Source organism: Pseudomonas sivasensis, assembly GCF_052938085.1.
Map to the genome: position 1 here is coordinate 2115510 of NZ_CP176442.1, position 18397 is coordinate 2133906.

Here is an 18397-nt window from a genome sequence, read left to right on the forward strand (position 1 = left end):
AAACCAGCCCCTGTGGGAGCCAGCTTGCCGGCGATGGCGGTCGATCAGGCAACCTCAGGTTATCTGGCCCACCGCTTCAATCCACCTCCGCCACACCAAAATCGAGCACCACCTTCATTGCCTGGGTCTTGTCCGCTGCCAGTTCAAACGCCTGCACGGCTTGCTCGAACGGCACCGTATGGGAGATCACCGGCCGTACATCAATGACCTGGCGATTGAGCAAGTCCACCGCCTGGGCAAACTCACTGTGGAAGCGGAAGGTGCCGCGCAGGTCGATCTCGCGGCTGACCAGCAGGTTCAGCGGCAGCGACACTTCACCGCCCAATCCGACAGTGACCAGCACGCCGCGCGGGGCGATGCAGTCCAGGCCGTTGCGCAGGGCTTGGGCACTGCCGGAGACTTCGAACATCACCTCGAAGTAACCCTTCTCGGCGGTGTAGCGTTTGAGCGCATCGATGCCGTCGGCGATGTTATGGGTGCGCGTGGCGCCCATTTTTTCCGCGCAGGCCAGTGCGCTGGCGGACAGGTCCACAGCGACGATTTCAGCGGCACCGGCGGCGCGCAGGCTGCCGATCAGCAGGTTGCCGATGGGGCCGCAACCGGTCACCAGTACGCGCTTGCCGAACACCGCGCCGGCCCGTTGGATCGCATGCAACCCGACCGACAACGGCTCGGCCAGCGCACCTTCGGCGAGGCTGACGTGATCGGCCAGCACATGTGCCTGATGCGTCTCGATCACCAGGCTCTGGCGAAACGCGCCCTGGATATGCGGAAAGGGCATCGCGCTGCCGTAGAAGCGCATGTTCAGGCAATGGTTGGGCAGGCCTTGATGGCAATAGCGGCAAGCGCCGCACGGGCGTGACGGCGATACGGCAATGCGCTGGCCGACCTTGAACAGGCCGGCGTCCGAGCCCACGGCGTCGATCACTGCCGATACTTCATGGCCGAGCACCATCGGCTCGCGCAGGCGCACAGTGCCGAAGCCGCCGTGCTGGTAATAGTGCAAGTCCGAGCCGCAGATACCGCCGCGGGCGATGCGTACACGCAGTTGCTCGGGCCCCAGAGCAGGGGGTTCGTCCTGGGGGCTCACCCGCAGGTCTTTTGAGGCGTGGCAGACAATGGCGTGCATAAGGTTCTCCAGGGTTACAGCGACGCGGTGATGCCACCGTCGACATACAGGATATGACCGTTGACGAAACTTGCGGCATCGCTGGCCAGAAACACCGCTGCACCGGCCAACTCGGCGACGTCGCCCCAGCGGCGGCTCGGTGTGCGCTGCACCAGCCAGTCGCTGAATTCGGGGTTGGCCACCAGGTTGGCGTTCAACTCGGTCTTGAAGTAACCGGGGCCGATACCGTTGACCGTCAGCCCGTGCGGGCCCCAGTCGATGGCCATGCCCTTGGTCAACATCTTCAACGCGCCTTTACTCGCCGCATACGGCGCGATGCCCGGGCGGCCCAATTCACTTTGCACCGAACAGATATTGATGATGCGCCCCCGTTTGCGCGGAATCATCGCCCGCGCCACGGCCTGACCCACCAGGAAGGCGCTGTCGAGGTTGGTGCTGATCAGTTCGCGCCAGTGCTGCTCGCTGTAGTCTTCCAGCGGCCCACGGCGTTGCATGCCGGCGTTGTTTACCAGGATGTCCAAGGGGCCGAAGCGTTCCTCGATCGTTGCCACCCCGTCCTGGATTGCTGCGCTGTCGGTCACGTCGAAGGCCTGGGTGTGCACCTCCAGGCCTTCGAGGGTCAGCAGGGCGGCGGCGTCACGCAATGTGCTGCGGTTACGCCCGTTGAGCACCACCCGTGCGCCCGCTTGGGCCAGGCCGCGGGCGATGGCCAGGCCGATACCAGCACTGGAACCGGTGACCAGCGCCAGCCGGCCGTCGAGGCGAAAGGTGTCTAGAACGCTTTGCATGGGCATATTTCTCCGCGCGCGCTTGTGATAATCAAAACGCTGTCTGATGGGCTTAACTTCACCTCGGTGTAGGGCGCAGGTCCAATGTTCATTTATGATCGGCTGATCAATATCCGTGATAACCAGGAGGGCTGGATGGAACTCAAGCACTTGCGCGCCTTTGTGGTACTGGCCCAGGAGCTGCATTTCGGCCGGGCGGCGGGGCAGTTGTCGATTGTGCAACCGGCGCTGAGCATGCAGATCAAGCAACTCGAAAGTGGCTTGGGCGTACGCCTGCTGGACCGCAATCGGCACTCGGTGACGTTGACCGATGCCGGCCGGGTGTTCCTGCCGGAAGCCCAGGCGACCCTGCACCAGGCCGCGCGGGCGGCGGAGGCGGCGCGGGCCTCCAACCGGGGGGAAATCGGCCGAGTGCGGCTGGGCTTTGTGTCGTCGGTATTGCCACAACTGTTGCCCGAGTTGATCCGCGCGGTGCATCAGCGCTACCCGCGTATCGAGCTGGAACTCAAGGACATGCCTGGCCCCGACCAAGCCGCCGCGTTGAAGCATGGCCGCCTCGATTTCGGCTTGATGCGCCTGCCCGCCGCCTACCCCGGTGTGCAGACCCGTGTGGTGTTGCGCGAGCCGTTCTGTGTGGCCTTGCCGATGGATCATCCGTTGGCCGCACAGGATTCGATCCAGCCCGGCGATCTGCTCGACGTGCCGGTGTACATCCTCGCGCGGCGCTATGCGCCGGGGTTCTACGACGAATTTATCCAGGCCGTGGGCATCCCGCTGCAGATTGCGTCCGAGCTGGGCGAGTTCACCACCATGCTCGCGCTGGTCTGTGCCGGGTTGGGGGTCGGGGTTTTGCCGCAGCAGGCTGCGCGGGCGTTGCCAGCCAACTGCGTGTCGCGGCCGCTGGTATTGGGAGCGTTCCAGGCCAGCACGGGGTTGGCTTGGACCGAGTTGGACAGCGCAGTGAAGGCCACGCTGTTTACGCTGATCATTGAACTGTTTGGCGAGTGATTGTTTCACCGGGTGAAATGCTGGATTGTAAAACCTGGTGATTCCATTGATCGGCGCAGCGGTGGAACATCTCAGGTGTCGGAACCCCCACCTTTTGGAGCCTTACATGTCCCAGCCTGCGATCAAACTCTATGGTTTTCCACTGTCCGGCCATTCCCATCGGGCCGAGCTGATGCTGTCCCTGCTGGGGCTGCCCACCGAATTCATCCTGGTGGACCTCAAGCAAGGCGTCCATAAATCCGCTGATTTCACGGCGACGATCAATCGCTTCGGCCAGGTGCCGGCGATTGACGATAACGGCACGGTGCTGGCGGACTCCAACGCGATCCTGGTCTACCTCGCCACGAAATACGGCAACGGCCACTGGCTGCCAAGCGACCCGGTGGGGCAGGCGCGTGTACAGCGTTGGTTGTCGGCGGCTGCCGGGCAGCTGCATGCCGGGCCCGCGACTGCACGGTTGGCCACGGTATTTGGCGCCGACGTGGACGCGGCGGCCGCCATCAGTCGCGCCCATGCCTTGTTGGAACTGGTGGAACAGCAACTGAGCGAAACCCGCTTCCTGGCTGGCGAGCAGCCGAGCATTGCAGATATCGCGTTCTACACCTACGTCGCCCATGCGCCGGAAGGTAATGTGTCGCTGGTCGACTACCCTAAGGTGCGCGCCTGGCTTGCCAGTATTGAGGCCCTGCCAGGTTTTGTGGGCATGCCGCGTACGGCGGTAGGTTTGCAATCACAGTAACCTTCCTGAGGCGCATCGATGGACCGATTTCACGAAATGCAGGTGTTCCTGGCGGTGGCCGAGGAGGAGGGTTTCGCTGCCGCCGCGCGCCGCCTGAACACCTCGCCGCCCAGCGTGACCCGCGCCATCGCGGCCATGGAACAACGCATCGGCACCCAACTGCTGGCGCGCACTACGCGCAGCTTGCACCTGACCGAAGCCGGCCAGCGTTACCTCGCAGATTGCCGGCGCATCCTCGCCGAGTTGGACGAAGCCGAAGAAGCGGCGGCGGGCAGTTATTCGATCCCCTGTGGCCACCTTACGGTGACCGCACCGGTGCTGTTTGGCGAGCTGTATGTGGCGCCGGTGCTGGGTGACTATCTCGACCGCTTTCCCCAGGTGAACATCAATGCCTTGCTGGTGGATCGGGTGGTCAACATGGTCGACGAAGGGATTGATGTGGCTGTGCGTATCGGCCATCTGCATGAACCGGGGCAACAGGCGATCAAGGTGGGCGAGGTGCGCCGTGTGGTGTGCGCGTCGCCTGGTTATCTCGACCAGCACGGTCGCCCGCTGCACCCCGAGCAATTGCGTGCAGCGCAAATCATCGGCCTATCCTCCAGCCATTTGGTCAGTGAGTGGGCGTTTGTCGACGCCGGCCAGCCGCTGACGGTACCCATCGAGCCACGCCTGGTGGTCTCGGCGAACAACGCGGCAATCAACCTGGCGCGCCTGGGTTGGGGCATGACCCGTGTGCTGTCGTATCAAGTCGCGGCAGCGGTGGCGGCCGATGAACTGGAGATTGTGCTGGAGGCTTTTGAACCGGCGCCGCTGCCGATCCAGGTGGTGTTCCAGAGCAGCGGGCGCGTGCCGGCCAAGGTCAGTACGTTTGTGGATTTTCTCAGCCAGCGCCTGGGCCAGGACGCCGCGCTCCAACGGCACGGCTGATGGAGCGCTTTCGCGATATGCAACTGTTCGCCGCCATGGCCGGGCAACCGAGCCTGGCCTCGGCGGCGCGCCGTGCGTGCGTCTCCGGCCCGACCTTGGTACGTGCCATTGCGCGGTTGGAAGCACGCCTGCACGTGACGTTGCTGCAACGCAGCACTCAAGGCGTGAGCCTTACGGACGCCGGCAGCGCCTACCTGGCCGACTGCCTGCAACTGCTGGCCAGCGTGGACGCCGCCGAAGCCTCGGCCAAGGGCGCGCATGTGCAGGCTCAGGGCAATCTGCGGGTGTTCTTGCCGCTGTTGTTCAGCCGTTACCTGATGGCGCCGGTGTTGGCCGACTATCTGGAGCGGTACCCCGACATGCGCGTAGTGGCGCGTTATCACGACTATGACCCCAACCTGCATGAGGAGGGCCTGGACGTGGCGATCCTGGTGGGCGAGCTGCCCAGCTCGTCACTGATCGCGCGGCCGCTCGGGCAGGTGCGGCAACTCCTTTGCGCCAGCCCCGATTATCTCGCCACCCACGGCGAGCCCCGGCACCCGAGCGAGCTTAAGCAGCATCGGCTGATCGCCAGTGCCGAGCACGTGCATTGGGATTTCCCAGGCTATTTGCTCAAGGCGCGCGCGCGGTTGAGTTGCTCCACGGTACAAGGCGCAATCAATGCCGCCGTGCAGGGGGCGGGCGTGGTGCGTTGCCTGAGCTACCCGCTGCACGGGCCGTTGGGCAGCGGGCAATTGCGCCGGATCTTGCCGGCCTATGAAGGGCCGCCGCTGCCAGTCAATGTGGTGTATCGCGAGGGCCGCAACGCGCCGATGCGTGTGCGCAGTTTTGTCGACCATTGCGTGGCGGCGTTGCGGGAACACCCAGCATTTCAGTTGGCGTAACAGTGGATTGTCTGGGGTGGTTATTCCCTCTGTTGGCGGGCAGGGCGCAGCATCGCAGCATCTAACGGGAGGTCATCGCCATGAATCCAATCGAACTATCCCCCTGGCATGCCGGCGAACGGCAGATGCAGGAAAGCGCCGGCGTCGCTGAGCGCATGGCTGTGGTCGGGCCCAAAGTAATTCGTGATCACTTGCCTGAGCAGCACCGGGATTTCTACCCTTTGCTGCCATACCTGTTGCTGGGTGTGGTGGACGAACAGGGCATTCCGTGGGCGACGATGGTTGAGGGCGCACCGGGTTTCGCCCATTCGCCCGAGCCGCAGACCCTGCAGATCGACAGTCTGCCCAATACCAGCGACCCCGCTCGCAATGCCGTGCGGCAAGGAGCGTCCGTGGGGCTGCTGGGCATCGACCTCAACACCCGCCGCCGCAACCGCATGAACGGCCGCATCGGCGCCCTCGATCACGAAGGTTTTTCGGTGGACGTGGTGCATACCTTCGGCAACTGCCCTAAATACATCCAACTGCGGCCGGTGGACGGTATCGCACGCAAACCCGGCACCGTGGCCGAGCGCTCCAGCAGCCTCGACGCTGGCGCCCAAGCGATGATCCGCAACGCCGACACCTTCTTCGTCGCCAGCTATGTGGACGCTGAAGGCGAACGTTCGGTGGACGTGTCCCATCGCGGCGGCAACACCGGCTTTGTGCGCGTCGACGGCAACGTGCTGACCATCCCGGACTTCGCCGGCAACCTGTTCTTCAACACCCTGGGCAACCTGGCAGCCAACCCGGTGGCGGGTCTGCTGTTCATCGACTTTGATTCGGGCGACGTATTGCAGATTGCCGGAAGCACCTCGCTGATCCTCAGCGGTCCCGAAGTGGCAGCGTTTGAAGGCGCGCAGCGGTTGTGGACGGTGACCGTGGAACACGTGGTAAGGCGCCCGGCGGCGTTGGCGTTGCGTTGGGAGTTTGAGCAGTTTTCGCCGTTCAGTCTGGCGATGGGGGGGTGGTAGTGCGCGTGCCGTTCTGGTCGAAGTGAACCCTGTACTAATGACCACAGGTAATAAGAAACGCGTGTTTAAACCTGTCATAAGTCACAGGTTACAACTCACGTTTATTCCACTTTAATACCGGTTGAACGCGCGGCGACCTCACATTGATAGTGGAGCGGGAGATCAACATGTTTGAAGACATCGAACTGTATAAGTCTAATAAAGGGACGGCCACCGGTACCATGAACGGCAAGGTCGTCAGCCTGAGCGATGATCAAACGTATCCCTTTAAGGCGACATGGATCTACCGTGACAACCAAAATGGGACGTTGAGTCTCCGTGGCACAGTGGATGATCTGGAAAGCCCTGGTCGGACATCGCTCATTGGACTGGCACTCACTCCTGAGAGCGCTCCCAGCGGCACCTATAGTATCGGCGTAAACCCTGTGACGCTGACGTTGCTTTACATGACTTTTATCCGAGACACCGGTGTCACCACAGATTACGAAGGGATTGAGGGTTGGGTTGAGCTGATAAGCGCCTACCCTGCAAAACCGATCAGCGGAAAGCTGTGGTTTAGAACAAGACCACGCGTGGGACGTGCGTACGAGGTCGAGCTGGACTTCAATATCCCAGACTTTTAAGACGTAGAGCTTCAGGTGCTTGTCGGTTTAATTCAGTCTGGCACTGAGGGAAGGTCAGGCCGGGTCGTACCGTAGACCACTTCCGGGAACAGCTGGTTGGTCATCTCGATGATCTTGTTCTGTGCGTCGATAAACTTGCCCATCCGTGCGCCACCTGAAGTCGAGTCGTACAGCGCCTGGCCGACCTGGCGGCCGTTCTCGAACACCTGGATCTGGGCAAAGCTCATGTACAGCGCCATGTCCCAGCTCCATTTGCCAATGTAGGTGGTCGACAACGCACAGCTGGCAGGCGGGCTCCCGGGCGGCAATTCGCGGGTGTGAAAACCTTTGCTGCGCAGTTGCGCGGTGTAGGTGGTGTTGAATCCTTCGCGCAGGCCTTCTGCGGGGATCGTGCAGATCTCCGGGGACTGGGTGGTGGACAGGGAAACTGGGGTGACGGTTTGCGTGATACTGCAGCCGGTAAGGGCCAGGGCAAGTGCGGGAGCTGCGATCAGGCGCATAGTGACGTCCATGTGGGGAGTAATGGCTGGATGATAGCAGTGAAGTCCTGAGGGCGATTACGATCTGCAGTACTCAGCGTCGCGAGTGCACACATTGTGTTGTGGCAAGCGGGCTCTTTGTAGTGAGCAGGCTTGCCCTGCGCTGGGCTGCGCAGCAGCCCCAAAACCCATCACTGCGGAGTGTCTGGCAAACGGCATTCCTCAGTACTGGGGCCGCTTCGCAGCCCAGCGCAGGGCAAGCCTGCTCACCACAATAAACCTGCTCACGTCCATGTGGGGAGTAATGGCTGGATGATCGCAGTGAAGTCCTGAGGGCGATTACGATCTGCAGTACTCAGCGTCGCGAGTGCACACATTGTGTTGTGGCAAGCGGGCTCTTTGTGGTGAGCAGGCTTGCCCTGCGCTGGGTTGCGCAGCAGCCCCAAAACCCATCACTGCGGAGTTTCTGGCAAACGGCATGCCTCAGTACTGGGGCCGCTTCGCAACCCAGCGCAGGGCAAGCCTGCTCACCACAATAAACCTGCTCACGTCCATGTGGGGAGTAATGGCTGGATGATCGCAGTGAAGTCCTGAGGGCGATTACGATCTGCAGTACTCAGCGTCGCGAGTGCACACATTGTGTTGTGACAAGCGGGCTGTTTGTAGTGAGCAGGCTTGCCCTGCGCTGGGTTGCGCAGCAGCCCCAAAACCCATCACTGCGGACTGTCTGGCAAACGGCATTCCTCAGTACTGGGGGCCGCTTCGCAGCCCAGCGCAGGGCAAGCCTGTTCACCACAAAGAGCCTGCTCACCAGCACAAGTCCACTCACCATCGCGGCCACTTCTTCTTGTGTGATTGCCAGCCGTGCGCAACTGGATGGCATTGGGTGGTATTTTCATTTGCCGAGTTTTCTTTTGGGATCATTTTCAGCGCAGCTGCTGTACGCGCTGGGTGGGGCGACCATCAGAAAATGCGTGTCGAAAACCCGGACTTTACTCTGCTTAACCGAACGAGCGGTGTTTGTCTCATTGGCTTCGCTGCCTGGCAGATGTATCGCTTATTGAGACTTGAAACTGTTTGAGTCAGCCTTACGCTCCAACTAACAACAAGGACCCGTTATGCAACGCAATGTCATCAATCCCGCAAGCGTATTCAACTCTCTGCAATATGGCTTCAGCCAGGCAATTGAGGTTCCCGTTGGCCGGCGCATTCTGCTTTCAGGCCAGGTCGGGGTGGATGCCCAGGAGTGTACGGTCGGCCCAGGCATGGCCGAGCAAATTGCTACCTCGCTGGACAATATCGAAAAGATCTTGGCCGAGGTCGGTGGTGATCTGTCCCATGTGGTGATGCTGCGGCTATATATCGTTGAGTCCGCACGTGATCAGCAGGAGCCGATAGCTGAGGCCTTGCGTGAGCGCTTTCCCCATAACCCGCCGCCTTCTTCGTGGATTATCGTCAGCGGCTTGTCGTTGCCGCAATGGTTGATCGAGGTCGAGGCGGAGGCGGTGATTACGCTGAAGTAGGGTTTCTCGATCATCGTTGTGAGCGGGCTTTCGTAGTGAGCAGGCTTGCCCTGCGCTGGGCTGCGCAGCAGCCCCAAAACCCATCACCGCGGAGTGTCTGGCAATCGGCATTCCTCAGTATTGGGGCCGCTTCGCAGCCCAGCGCAGGGCAAGCCTGCTCACCACAATAAGTCTGCTCACCGCAGTAGGCCTGCCCACCACAATAAGTCTGCTCACCACAGTAGGCCTTCTCACCACAATAAAGTCTGCTCACCACAGCAAGCCTGCTCACCACTGTAGGCCCGCTCGACAGCACTCACTCGACAGTTCCGCTAGCGCTGGCTCGTCAGCACCGCCCCATCCCCCCATGCACCGCCCAGCGCGGTATACAGGTTCACCTCCGCCACCAGCTGCGCCAGCCGGTCCACGATCAATGCCTGTTGCGCGCTGAACAGCGAGCGCTGGGCATCGAGGAAGGTCAGGTTGCTGTCCACGCCGCTGCGATAACGGTGTTGGGCCAAGTCGTAATACGCCTGGTTGGCGGCGACGAAGTCCCGTTGCGCGTTGAGTTGGTCGGTAAAGGTCTGCCGGGCCGCCAGGCCGTCGGCGACTTCCTGGAAGGCGGTCTGGATGGACTTTTCATACTGCGCCACGCCGATGTCTTTTTGCAGCTTGGCGTAGTCGAGGCTGGCGCGCAGGCTGCCGGCGTTGAAGATCGGCAGGTTGATTTGCGGCTGGAAGGTCCAACTGCCGGAGCCGCCCTTGAACAGCCCTGACAGTTCGGTGCTGGTGCTGCCGGCGTTGGCCGTAAGGCTTACCGACGGGAAGAATGCCGCACGGGCGGCGCCGATATTGGCGTTCGCCGCGCGCAACTGGTATTCGGCCTGAAGGATATCCGGGCGGCGTTGCAGCAGGTCCGACGGCAGCCCGGCGGGCACACGGGCTACCAGGTCATCCGCCAGAGGACGGGACGGCAGGGTTTGGTTCACCGGGCCGCCCACCAGCAGGGCCAGGTTGTTGAGGTCTTGCGCAACCTGGCGCTCATACCGTGCCACGCTGGCGCGGGTGCTTTCTACGCTGGTGCGCGCCTGCACCACGTCCAGGGCCGAGGCTTTGCCCGCCGATTTGCTGCGGCTGGTCAGGTGCAGGCTGTGGTCGTTGGCCGCCAGGGTTTGCTGGGCCAGGGCCAGCAGTTCCTGGTCGGCGCGCCAGGTGAGGTAGGCATTGGCGACGTTGGCCACCAGGCTCAATTGCGCACTGCGCCGTGCCTCTTCGGTGCCCAGGTAAGTGAGCATCGCCTGTTCGCTGAGGCTGCGCACGCGGCCGAAAAAATCCAGCTCATAAGCGCTGATGCCGAGGGTGGCGGAATAGGTGGACGTAATCGCCGGTTTACCGGTGCCGTTCACAGCCCCAGGCACACGCTGACGGGTGCCGGCACCTGTGGCGGACACCGCCGGGAGCAGATCGGCCCGTTGGATGCGGTACTGCGCCTGGAAGGCCTCGACGTTCAGCGCTGCCACCCGCAGGTCACGGTTATTGACCAGCGCCTCGCGGATCAGCTGTTGCAGTGCGGGGTCATGGAACAACTGCTGCCAGTCCGAGGAGGGCGTCAGCGTGCCGGCTTGTGCCAGCGCATACACACCGCTCTGGGGGTACTGGCCAGGCGTCGGTGCTTCGGGCCGCTGGTACTCGGGGATCAGCGAGCAGCCACCCAGCACGAAGACCATGCCGGTGAGGGTGAGTTTTTTCATCAAGCGCCTACCATCCATTTGGCCAAACCATGCCGGCCACTCACACCCAGCTTGGCGGCGGCGCGCTTGAGGTAGGTCTCGATTGAGCTGTTTTTAACACTGAGTTTTTCCGCCAACTGCGGCACGGTGCCGCCGGTCAACAGCCCGAGGCACACCTCCTGCTCGCGGGCCGACAGGGTGATGTCTCCGAGAGAAAGGCGCTTATAGAACTCACGCTGCAATTGCGATTGCTCAAGCAGTGTATGGCCCGGCTCGGACTGGTCGTGCGGCGCCTGGCGCAGGATCTGGGCGTGGCGTTCGATCAGCGGCAGAAGCGTGTCCGACAGGCACTTGAGAAACGACAACTCGGCCAGGGAAAACCCGCGCTGGGTCGGCGGCCGGTAGAACGAAATCACGCAGCGCCGGTTACCCTGGCGCGACACGAGGTTGCACTGGTGCGAGGTGCCGCGCGGGTGTGCGCTGTGGGGTCTGGCGTTCATCTGGATCAGCAGTGGGTCCTGCATGCTGAGCATTTGCAGTAGCAGCGGGTGGTCATCCAACTGGCACACCGCCAGGGGCGGCGGCAAGTCCTGCTTCTGGCCGGCGCTGCCGAGCAGCTTGATATCGAGCACGCGATCGCGCAGCTCGTCGAGGGTCCACTCACTGAGGTCCACCAAGTGGATCGGCACCCATTTGCTGACCAGATGCAGCATATGGTCGGCAAACGCCTCATGGCCGCTGTGTGCAATCAATTCACCCATTTCAGCGAAGAAATTCGGGCTCTGTGTGTTACCCATGCTGCGCTTCAAACTCATAGCCATCTCATCCTTGATGTCGAAAACCGTCAACGAACTCCCTGGGCCTCTGGGGGGCGATCCGTTCCTCATGAACGAGAGTCGGCACTCGAGATTTTATTTAGCCAGGGGATTCTTCCTACGTATGTAGCGGAAACGAGGGACACAAACTGCCATAAAAACCACGTCATTAATTCGACGTTTCTGAGAGCTGTTTCCGACTAAGTGAACGGCTGAGTCTTTTTGAATTTAACTTAACTTGCTGATTTAAATAGAAAATATACTTATCGAAATGAGGTTGTAAAAAATCAGTAGCGACCGCGTATAGCCAATTTCCTACAGCTCTTTAATCGTTTCAGCTGTGAACCTTCAGTCAACCGGGATCCATCCATTTGAATGTCCGGGTTTAGGGTGACAGACAGCCCCAACCCCCCATGCTCAAATCCGGCAATTTCGCCGTAATGGGGCTCCCTGCGCGGCCAGTGCCTGACACCCATGAGAAGGATCTTATGCAGCAATTTTCCAGCCTGCCGGCCAGTTTTCCCCTCACCGCGGCCCAACAGGACATCTGGCTCGACCAACTGCGGATGGGCGATTCGCCGCTGTACAACATCGGCGGTTATGTCGACTTCGAAGGTGCAGTGGTGCCTGAATTGATTCAACGAGCTGTCGAGCAGTTGGTGGCCCGGCACGATGCGCTGCGCACTCAACTGCACAGTGACGACCACGGCTTGCCTCGACAAACCTTCGCCCCCGCGTTGTTGACCGAAGTGGCGCAGTACGATTTATCCGCATTGCCCGACCCGCAGGCCGCCAGCCAGGCCTTGATGCAGGCGCACATGGCGCGGCCTTATCAGAGGGAGGGCGCGCCGCTGTTCCACTTCTTCCTGGTCAAACTCGCCGACAACCACTACCGCCTCGGCACCCAGGCCCATCACGTGATCCTTGATGGCTGGGGTTTTGGCCAGATGCTGCAATCCCTGGCGCAGCTCTACACCGCCCTTGAACAAGGCCGTTCATCGGAGCCGGCGGCACCGTCCTATATCGACTTTATCGACGCCGACCAGCGCTACCGCAACTCGTCCCGCTTCGTCCGCGACCGCGCCTACTGGCTGGACAAATACCAGGTGCTGCCGGAACCGTTGCTCACGCCCAAGCAGCTCGCCAACGCGACCAGCAACACCCTGGCGCAACCCTTTTCGGTTGCTTTGCTTGACCGCATGGAACAGGTGGCCAGCCGTTATCAGGCCTCGGCGTTTCATGTGCTGTTGGCGGCGATGTATGTGTACTTCGCCCGCACCGCCCAGCGCCCGGATTGGGTGGTCGGGCTGCCGATTCTCAACCGCTCCAACGCGCGTTTTCGCGCCACCGTAGGGCTGTTTGCCCAAGTCAGTGCGGTGCGTTTTCAGTTCGATGAACAACTGCCGTTCGGCGCCTTGGTGCGCGGCGTGCGCGACCAGCTCAAGCAGGATTTGCGTCACCAACGGTTTCCGTTGAGCGAGATGAATCGCGAACTGGGCCTGCGCCGTGCGGATCGCGCCCAACTGTTCGACCTGTCGGTGTCCTTCGAGCAGGACGACCATGAACTGCGCTACGGCGCCATCCAGGCCCGCGCGATCAAGGTGTCCAACCACCATGAACCGCTGCCGATTGCCATCCACCTGCGCAGCAACCGCTGCCAGGGCACCGCGACGCTGCATTGCGTGTACAACGAGGCGTACTTCCAGCACGACGAGGTGCTCGCCTTGGCCCAGCGCTTTACCGGGTTGCTGGAGCAAGGGCTGGATAACACCGAGTTGCCTGTCGGTGCGTTCTCCATGGTTACGCCCGCCGAACAGGCCCGACTGCACGAGTGGAACGCCACCGCACAGCCGATTGCGCAGCCGCACACCCTGCACGCGCGCATCGAAGCCCAGGCCGTGCGCACGCCGGACGCAGTGGCTGCGATCTACCAGGGCCGTCAGTTGACCTATGCCCAACTCAATCAAAAAGCCAATGGATTGGCCCATCAACTGATTGAGCTGGGCGTGCAGCCCGATGATCGCGTGGCGGTTCTGGCCCGGCGCAGTTTGGACACGCTGGTGGGCCTGCTGGGGATTCTCAAAGCCGGCGCCTGCTACGTGCCGGTCGACCCGGCCCATCCCGCTGAGCGCTTGAGCTATCTGCTGCAAGACAGCGCGCCGGTGGCGGTGCTCACCCAGCACGATTTGCGGCATCGCCTGCCTGCCCTGGCGCTGCCGGTGGTTGAGTTGGACCGACCGACGCTGCAGGTGGGTGCCAACCCGCACGTTGCGGTCAAACCGTCGAACCTCGCCTACGTGATCTACACCTCCGGCTCCACCGGCTTGCCCAAGGGCGTGATGGTCGAACACCACAGCGTCTGCAACCTGGTGGACTGGCACTGCCAGGCCTTTAATCTGCAGGCGGGCAGCCACACCGCCAGCGTCGCCGGCTTCGGTTTTGACGCGATGGCGTGGGAAGTCTGGCCGGCGTTGTGCGTGGGGGCCACGTTGCACCTGCCACCGGCCCATGACGGCGCGGAAGACATCGACGCGCTGCTCGGTTGGTGGCGCGCGCAGCCGTTGGACGTGTGCTTCCTGCCGTCCCCCGTGGCCGAATACGCCTTCAGCCAGCGTTTGGAGCATACGACCCTGCGCACCTTGCTGATCGGCGGCGATCGCCTACGCAGCTTCACACGCGCACAAACCTTTGACGTGATCAACAACTACGGCCCCACCGAGGCCACCGTGGTTGCCACCTCCGGTCGCGTCGATGCGGGCCAGCCGTTGCACATCGGTGCGCCCGTCGCCAACGCAACCGTTTACTTGTTGGATGACCAGCAGCGCCCGGTGCCCATCGGCGTGGCGGGGGAGTTGTACGTTGGCGGTAAAGGCGTGGCGCGCGGTTACCTGAACCGCCCGGAACTGAGTGCCGAACGCTTTCTCGACAACCCCTTTGCGCCGGGCCGGATGTACCGCACCGGTGATCTTGCGCGCTGGCTGGCCGACGGTCAGCTTGAATACCTGGGCCGCAATGACGACCAGGTGAAAATCCGTGGCATGCGCATCGAGCTGGGGGAGATCGAATCGGCCCTGGCCACCCACGCGGACGTCCAGGAAGCCGTGGTGCAGTCTCGCGACGGGCAATTGCTCGCCTGGTTTATCCCATGCCAGGCCGTCGACATCGAAACCCTGCGCACCCATCTGCAAAACTCATTACCGGACTACATGCTGCCAGCGGCCTACATTCCCCTGGACGCGTGGCCCCTGACCTCCAACGGCAAACTCGACCGCAAGGCACTGCCGGCGCCGACCCAGGCGGCATTCGTCACTCGACGGTTCGAAGCGCCGCGGGCCGGTGTGGAGACCGTCCTGGCGCAGCTTTGGGCCGAGCTGTTGCAGGTGCAGCACGTGGGCCGTCACGACCATTTCTTCGAACTGGGTGGGCACTCGTTGCTCGCGGTGCAATTGGTGCAACGCATGCGCCAGGCCGGTTTGCGCGCCGATGTGCAAGTGCTATTCGGCCAGCCGACGCTGGCGGCGTTGGCGGCGGTGAGTGAAGGCAGCGAAGTGCAAGTGCCGGCCAATCGCATCCCTGCTGACTGCCGCCACATCACCTCGGATTTACTGGCGCTGGCCGAGCTGGATCAAACCAGCCTGGACGGCATCGTCGCGGCTATTCCCGGGGGCGCGGCCAACGTGCAGGAAATCTACCCCCTGGCGCCGCTGCAGGAAGGTTTGCTCTACCACCACCTCACCGATGAGCACGACCCGTACCAGCAACAGGCACTGTTCAGCTTTGAACGGCGCGAGCAACTGGACGCCTTTGCCCAAGCCTTGCAACAGGTGATCGACCGCCACGATATTTTGCGCACCAGCCTGGCCTGGGAAGCCTTGGAGCAGCCGATGCAGGTGGTGTGGCGCGCGGCGCGCTTGCGTGTTGAACCGTGGCGTGAGGGTGATAGGCCTTTGGACTTGCGCCAGGCACCGTTGATGGCGCTGGACTATGCCGAAGCGCCCGCGGGTTGGGTCGCCCGATTGCGCTTTCATCACTTGGTGAACGACGCCACGTCTACCACGATTCTGATGCAGGAAATTCGCGCCCATCTGCTCGGCCAACAAGCGCAATTGCCGACGCCGGTGCCTTATCGCACGGTGGTGGCGCAGTCTCGTTCACCGGCGCGCCAGGCGGCCCATGAGGCGTTCTTTCGTGAGCTGTTGGGGGATGTGGACGAGCCTACGTTGGCCTTCGGCCTGCAGGAGCGCCAGGCCAATCGTAGCGACACCGAAGAAGCCCAGCGTGCCCTGAGTGATGACCTCAATCTGCGCTTGCGTGCTCAGGCCCGTAGTTTGGGCGTCAGTGCAGCCAGCCTGTTCCACCTGGCCTGGGCCCAGGTGCTCAGCCGCGTAGCGGGCCGTGATGATGGCGTGTTCGGCACCGTGTTGCTCGGCCGTTTGCAGGCAGGCGAGGGCGCCGACCGGGCCTTGGGCATGTTCATCAATACCCTGCCATTGCGTCTGCATCTGGCCGGGCAAAACGTCGCGGACGCATTGCGCGACACCCATCGCCAACTCAGCGCCTTGCTCGCCCATGAGCAAGCTTCGCTGGCCTTGGCCCAGCGTTGCAGCAGCGCGACGCCGCTGTTCAACAGCCTGCTCAATTACCGTCATACCGATGCCGAGCGCGACCTCGTCCTCGTGCCGGGCATCGCTTTGGTCAGCGCCGAAGATATCCTCAGCTACCCGCTGATGCTCAGCGTGGACGACACCGCCAGCGGTTTTCATCTCAAGGCCAAGGCACCGCGCAAGGTCGGCGCCGAGCGAATCCTGGACTATCTGGAAACGACGCTGATCAACCTGGCGGATGCATTGGAAAATACACCGCAAGCACCGTTGCGGGACGTGCAGGTGCTGCCCGCCCGTGAAGTGCAGACACTGCTGTTGGACTTCAACGCCACCGCAACCGACTACCCCGAAACCCTTACCGTCCAGGCGCTTTTCGAGGCCCACGCTCGCCACATTCCGCACGCGGTGGCGGTGCAGGCCGGCGAGCAGAAACTGACGTATCGCGAACTCAACGAGCGCGCCAACCGGCTGGCTTTTTACCTGCGTGAGCGTGGCGTGCAGCCGGATTCCCGCGTGGCGCTGTGCGTCGAGCGCGGCCTGGACCTGGTGGTGGGGTTGCTCGCCATCCTCAAGGCCGGTGGCGCCTATGTGCCGCTGGACCCCGGTTACCCCCGCGAACGCCTGGCTTATATGCTCCAGGACAGCCAACCGGTGGCGCTGCTGGTGCACGCGGCCACCCGCGACTTGCCGGGTGAAGTCGCCATCCCGGTGATCGACTTTGACCACTGTGCCTGGAGCCACGCGCCGGAGGGCAACCCATCGGTGCCGGGGCTGAGCGTCGCCAACCTGGCCTACGTGATGTACACCTCCGGCTCCACCGGCACGCCCAAAGGCGTGATGATCGAACATCGCGGCCTGGGCAACCTGATGCACTGGGGCTCGCAACTGTGCCCTAACGCCGAGGGCGGAGCGCTGTTGCAGCGGGCGCCGTTCAGCTTCGACGGATCGGTCTGGGAGCTGTTCTGGCCGCTGGCCAATGGCATGCGATTGGTTCTGGCGCGGCCCGATGGTCATCGTGAGCCGGCCTACCTGGCGCAAGTGATTCGCGAGCAGCAGATCACCGTGATCAAATTCGTACCGGCGATGTTGCAGCAGTTCCTTGAGTTGGAAGAATCCGCCCTGTGCACCAGCCTCACCGATGTGCTGTGTGGCGGCGGCGAGCTCACCGAAGCCCTGGCCCGTGGCGTGCAGGCGCGCTTGCCCAAGGTGCGCCTGCACAACGTCTATGGCCCCACCGAAGCCACCGTAGACAGCAGCGCCTGGACCCTGGAGCCCGGCGCGCCAGTACCCGCGCTGCAATTGCCCATCGGCCGTGCGATCAACAACACGCGCCTGTACGTGCTGGATGCACACGACGCGCCGGTGCCCATGGGCGTCAGCGGCCAGTTGCATATCGGCGGTGTCGGCGTGGCCCGTGGGTATCTGGGGTTGGAGCAGATGACGGCCGAGCGCTTTATCGACAGCCCGTTTGTACAAGGGGATCGGCTGTACCGCACCGGCGACCTGGTGCGCTACCTGCCGGACGGCAACCTGGAATTCCTTGGGCGTAACGACTTCCAGGTCAAGCTGCGCGGCGTCCGTTTGGAACTGGGGGAAATCGAATCGTGCCTGTTGGCACATCCGGCGCTGCGTGAGGTGGCGGTGTTGATTCGTGATGAGCGTCTGCTTGCCTACTTCACCGTGCGCGGCCCGGCGCCGAGCCTGGAAGACTTACGCACCCATGTGCTGGCGCAGTTGCCGGAATACATGGTGCCGTCGGCTTTCGTACAGCTTGATGAACTACCGCTCAACCCCGCCGGCAAACTCGACCGCAAGGCCCTGCCAGAACCAGGGCTGGAGGCGGTGCTCAGCCGCGCCTATGAAGCGCCCCAGGGCGAAGTGGAAACCTTGATGGCCGGGATCTGGGCGCAGGTGCTCAAGCTGGAGCGGGTAGGGCGCCACGACCACTTCTTCGAACTGGGCGGGCATTCGTTATTGGCCGTGAACCTGGTGGCGCGCCTGCGCAAAGCGGGGTTGGAGGTGGATGCGCGGACGTTGTTCAGCCAGCCGACGCTGGCGCAGTTGGCTGCGTGCACGGTGGCGCAGGTGGTGAAGGTGGAGGTGCCGCAGACGGCGATTCCGCAGCTTGGTCGTCGGCGTCGGATCTGAAAAAGCCG

Annotated in this window: 13 protein-coding genes; 8 read left to right on the forward strand and 5 right to left on the reverse strand. The window is 62.6% G+C overall.

Annotated features, from left to right (window positions below; translation table 11 throughout):
* Positions 1-76: 76 nt before the first annotated feature.
* Together ACKZ62_RS09980 and ACKZ62_RS09985 are read right to left on the reverse strand one after the other, a co-directional pair.
* The gene (locus ACKZ62_RS09980; RefSeq protein WP_032887278.1) at positions 77-1129 is read right to left on the reverse strand and encodes an L-idonate 5-dehydrogenase; all 1053 of its coding nucleotides are present in this window, start codon (positions 1127-1129) and stop codon (positions 77-79) included.
* A gap of 14 nt (positions 1130-1143) precedes the next feature.
* Positions 1144-1917, reverse strand: coding sequence for a glucose 1-dehydrogenase (locus ACKZ62_RS09985; RefSeq protein ID WP_032887279.1), 774 nt, complete (start codon positions 1915-1917; stop codon positions 1144-1146).
* Positions 1918-2052: 135 nt separating this feature from the next.
* On the opposite strand from ACKZ62_RS09985, the gene ACKZ62_RS09990 reads away from it, so the two are divergent.
* The 6 genes from ACKZ62_RS09990 to ACKZ62_RS10015 all read left to right on the forward strand — a co-directional run bounded on the left by ACKZ62_RS09990 (position 2053) and on the right by ACKZ62_RS10015 (position 7111).
* Complete coding sequence (locus ACKZ62_RS09990; protein WP_447096949.1) at positions 2053-2925, forward strand: LysR family transcriptional regulator; 873 nt, start codon at positions 2053-2055, stop codon at positions 2923-2925.
* 106 nt (positions 2926-3031) lie between these two features.
* A complete protein-coding gene (locus tag ACKZ62_RS09995) occupies positions 3032-3664 on the forward strand; it encodes a glutathione S-transferase family protein (RefSeq protein WP_447096607.1) in 633 nt (210 codons plus the stop codon).
* An 18-nt stretch (positions 3665-3682) separates the two neighbouring features.
* Positions 3683-4591 (forward strand): LysR family transcriptional regulator, encoded by a 909-nt coding sequence (locus ACKZ62_RS10000; protein WP_032887281.1) that lies wholly within the window; start codon positions 3683-3685, stop codon positions 4589-4591.
* Entirely contained in the window at positions 4591-5475 is an 885-nt protein-coding gene (locus tag ACKZ62_RS10005) for a LysR family transcriptional regulator (protein ID WP_179178730.1), read from the forward strand. The genes ACKZ62_RS10000 and ACKZ62_RS10005 overlap by 1 nt, the downstream gene beginning before the upstream one ends.
* Before the next feature lie 80 nt (positions 5476-5555).
* Positions 5556-6488: a pyridoxamine 5'-phosphate oxidase family protein gene (locus tag ACKZ62_RS10010; RefSeq protein ID WP_099600919.1), complete on the forward strand. Its 933-nt coding sequence runs from the start codon at positions 5556-5558 to the stop codon at positions 6486-6488.
* Between the two features lie 167 nt (positions 6489-6655).
* Positions 6656-7111 (forward strand): hypothetical protein, encoded by a 456-nt coding sequence (locus tag ACKZ62_RS10015; RefSeq protein WP_447096608.1) that lies wholly within the window; start codon positions 6656-6658, stop codon positions 7109-7111.
* 32 nt (positions 7112-7143) lie between these two features.
* Here the strand turns inward: ACKZ62_RS10015 and ACKZ62_RS10020 are convergent, their stop codons facing one another.
* Entirely contained in the window at positions 7144-7611 is a 468-nt protein-coding gene (locus ACKZ62_RS10020; protein WP_050442838.1) for an Sbal_3080 family lipoprotein, read from the reverse strand.
* Positions 7612-8708: 1097 nt separating this feature from the next.
* On the opposite strand from ACKZ62_RS10020, the gene ACKZ62_RS10025 reads away from it, so the two are divergent.
* Entirely contained in the window at positions 8709-9113 is a 405-nt protein-coding gene (locus tag ACKZ62_RS10025) for a RidA family protein (protein WP_099600922.1), read from the forward strand.
* A gap of 311 nt (positions 9114-9424) precedes the next feature.
* Here ACKZ62_RS10025 and adeC read toward each other — a convergent pair whose 3' ends face one another.
* Complete coding sequence (adeC, locus tag ACKZ62_RS10030) at positions 9425-10843, reverse strand: AdeC/AdeK/OprM family multidrug efflux complex outer membrane factor (protein ID WP_447096609.1); 1419 nt, start codon at positions 10841-10843, stop codon at positions 9425-9427.
* Complete coding sequence (locus ACKZ62_RS10035) at positions 10843-11637, reverse strand: helix-turn-helix transcriptional regulator (RefSeq protein WP_447096610.1); 795 nt, start codon at positions 11635-11637, stop codon at positions 10843-10845. Before ACKZ62_RS10035 ends, adeC begins: the two co-directional genes overlap by 1 nt.
* A 488-nt stretch (positions 11638-12125) precedes the next feature.
* On the opposite strand from ACKZ62_RS10035, the gene ACKZ62_RS10040 reads away from it, so the two are divergent.
* Positions 12126-18389 carry a non-ribosomal peptide synthetase gene (locus ACKZ62_RS10040; protein WP_447096611.1) on the forward strand — a complete coding sequence of 2088 codons (6264 nt, stop codon included), beginning with the start codon at positions 12126-12128 and terminating at the stop codon, positions 18387-18389.
* The last annotated feature ends 8 nt before the right edge of the window (positions 18390-18397 follow it).

Excerpts from the sequence above, each read along its gene's own strand:
- adeC (WP_447096609.1), bottom strand. The coding sequence starts at position 10,843 with ATGAAAAAACTCACCCTCACCGGCATGGTCTTCGTGCTGGGTGGCTGC.
- ACKZ62_RS09985 (WP_032887279.1), bottom strand. The coding sequence starts at position 1,917 with ATGCAAAGCGTTCTAGACACCTTTCGCCTCGACGGCCGGCTGGCGCTG.
- ACKZ62_RS10000 (WP_032887281.1), top strand. The coding sequence starts at position 3,683 with ATGGACCGATTTCACGAAATGCAGGTGTTCCTGGCGGTGGCCGAGGAG.
- ACKZ62_RS10040 (WP_447096611.1), top strand. The coding sequence starts at position 12,126 with ATGCAGCAATTTTCCAGCCTGCCGGCCAGTTTTCCCCTCACCGCGGCC.
- ACKZ62_RS10015 (WP_447096608.1), top strand. The coding sequence starts at position 6,656 with ATGTTTGAAGACATCGAACTGTATAAGTCTAATAAAGGGACGGCCACC.
- ACKZ62_RS09995 (WP_447096607.1), top strand. The coding sequence starts at position 3,032 with ATGTCCCAGCCTGCGATCAAACTCTATGGTTTTCCACTGTCCGGCCAT.
- ACKZ62_RS10025 (WP_099600922.1), top strand. The coding sequence starts at position 8,709 with ATGCAACGCAATGTCATCAATCCCGCAAGCGTATTCAACTCTCTGCAA.
- ACKZ62_RS10005 (WP_179178730.1), top strand. The coding sequence starts at position 4,591 with ATGGAGCGCTTTCGCGATATGCAACTGTTCGCCGCCATGGCCGGGCAA.
- ACKZ62_RS10010 (WP_099600919.1), top strand. The coding sequence starts at position 5,556 with ATGAATCCAATCGAACTATCCCCCTGGCATGCCGGCGAACGGCAGATG.
- ACKZ62_RS10020 (WP_050442838.1), bottom strand. The coding sequence starts at position 7,611 with ATGCGCCTGATCGCAGCTCCCGCACTTGCCCTGGCCCTTACCGGCTGC.
- ACKZ62_RS09980 (WP_032887278.1), bottom strand. The coding sequence starts at position 1,129 with ATGCACGCCATTGTCTGCCACGCCTCAAAAGACCTGCGGGTGAGCCCC.
- ACKZ62_RS10035 (WP_447096610.1), bottom strand. The coding sequence starts at position 11,637 with ATGAGTTTGAAGCGCAGCATGGGTAACACACAGAGCCCGAATTTCTTC.
- ACKZ62_RS09990 (WP_447096949.1), top strand. The coding sequence starts at position 2,053 with ATGGAACTCAAGCACTTGCGCGCCTTTGTGGTACTGGCCCAGGAGCTG.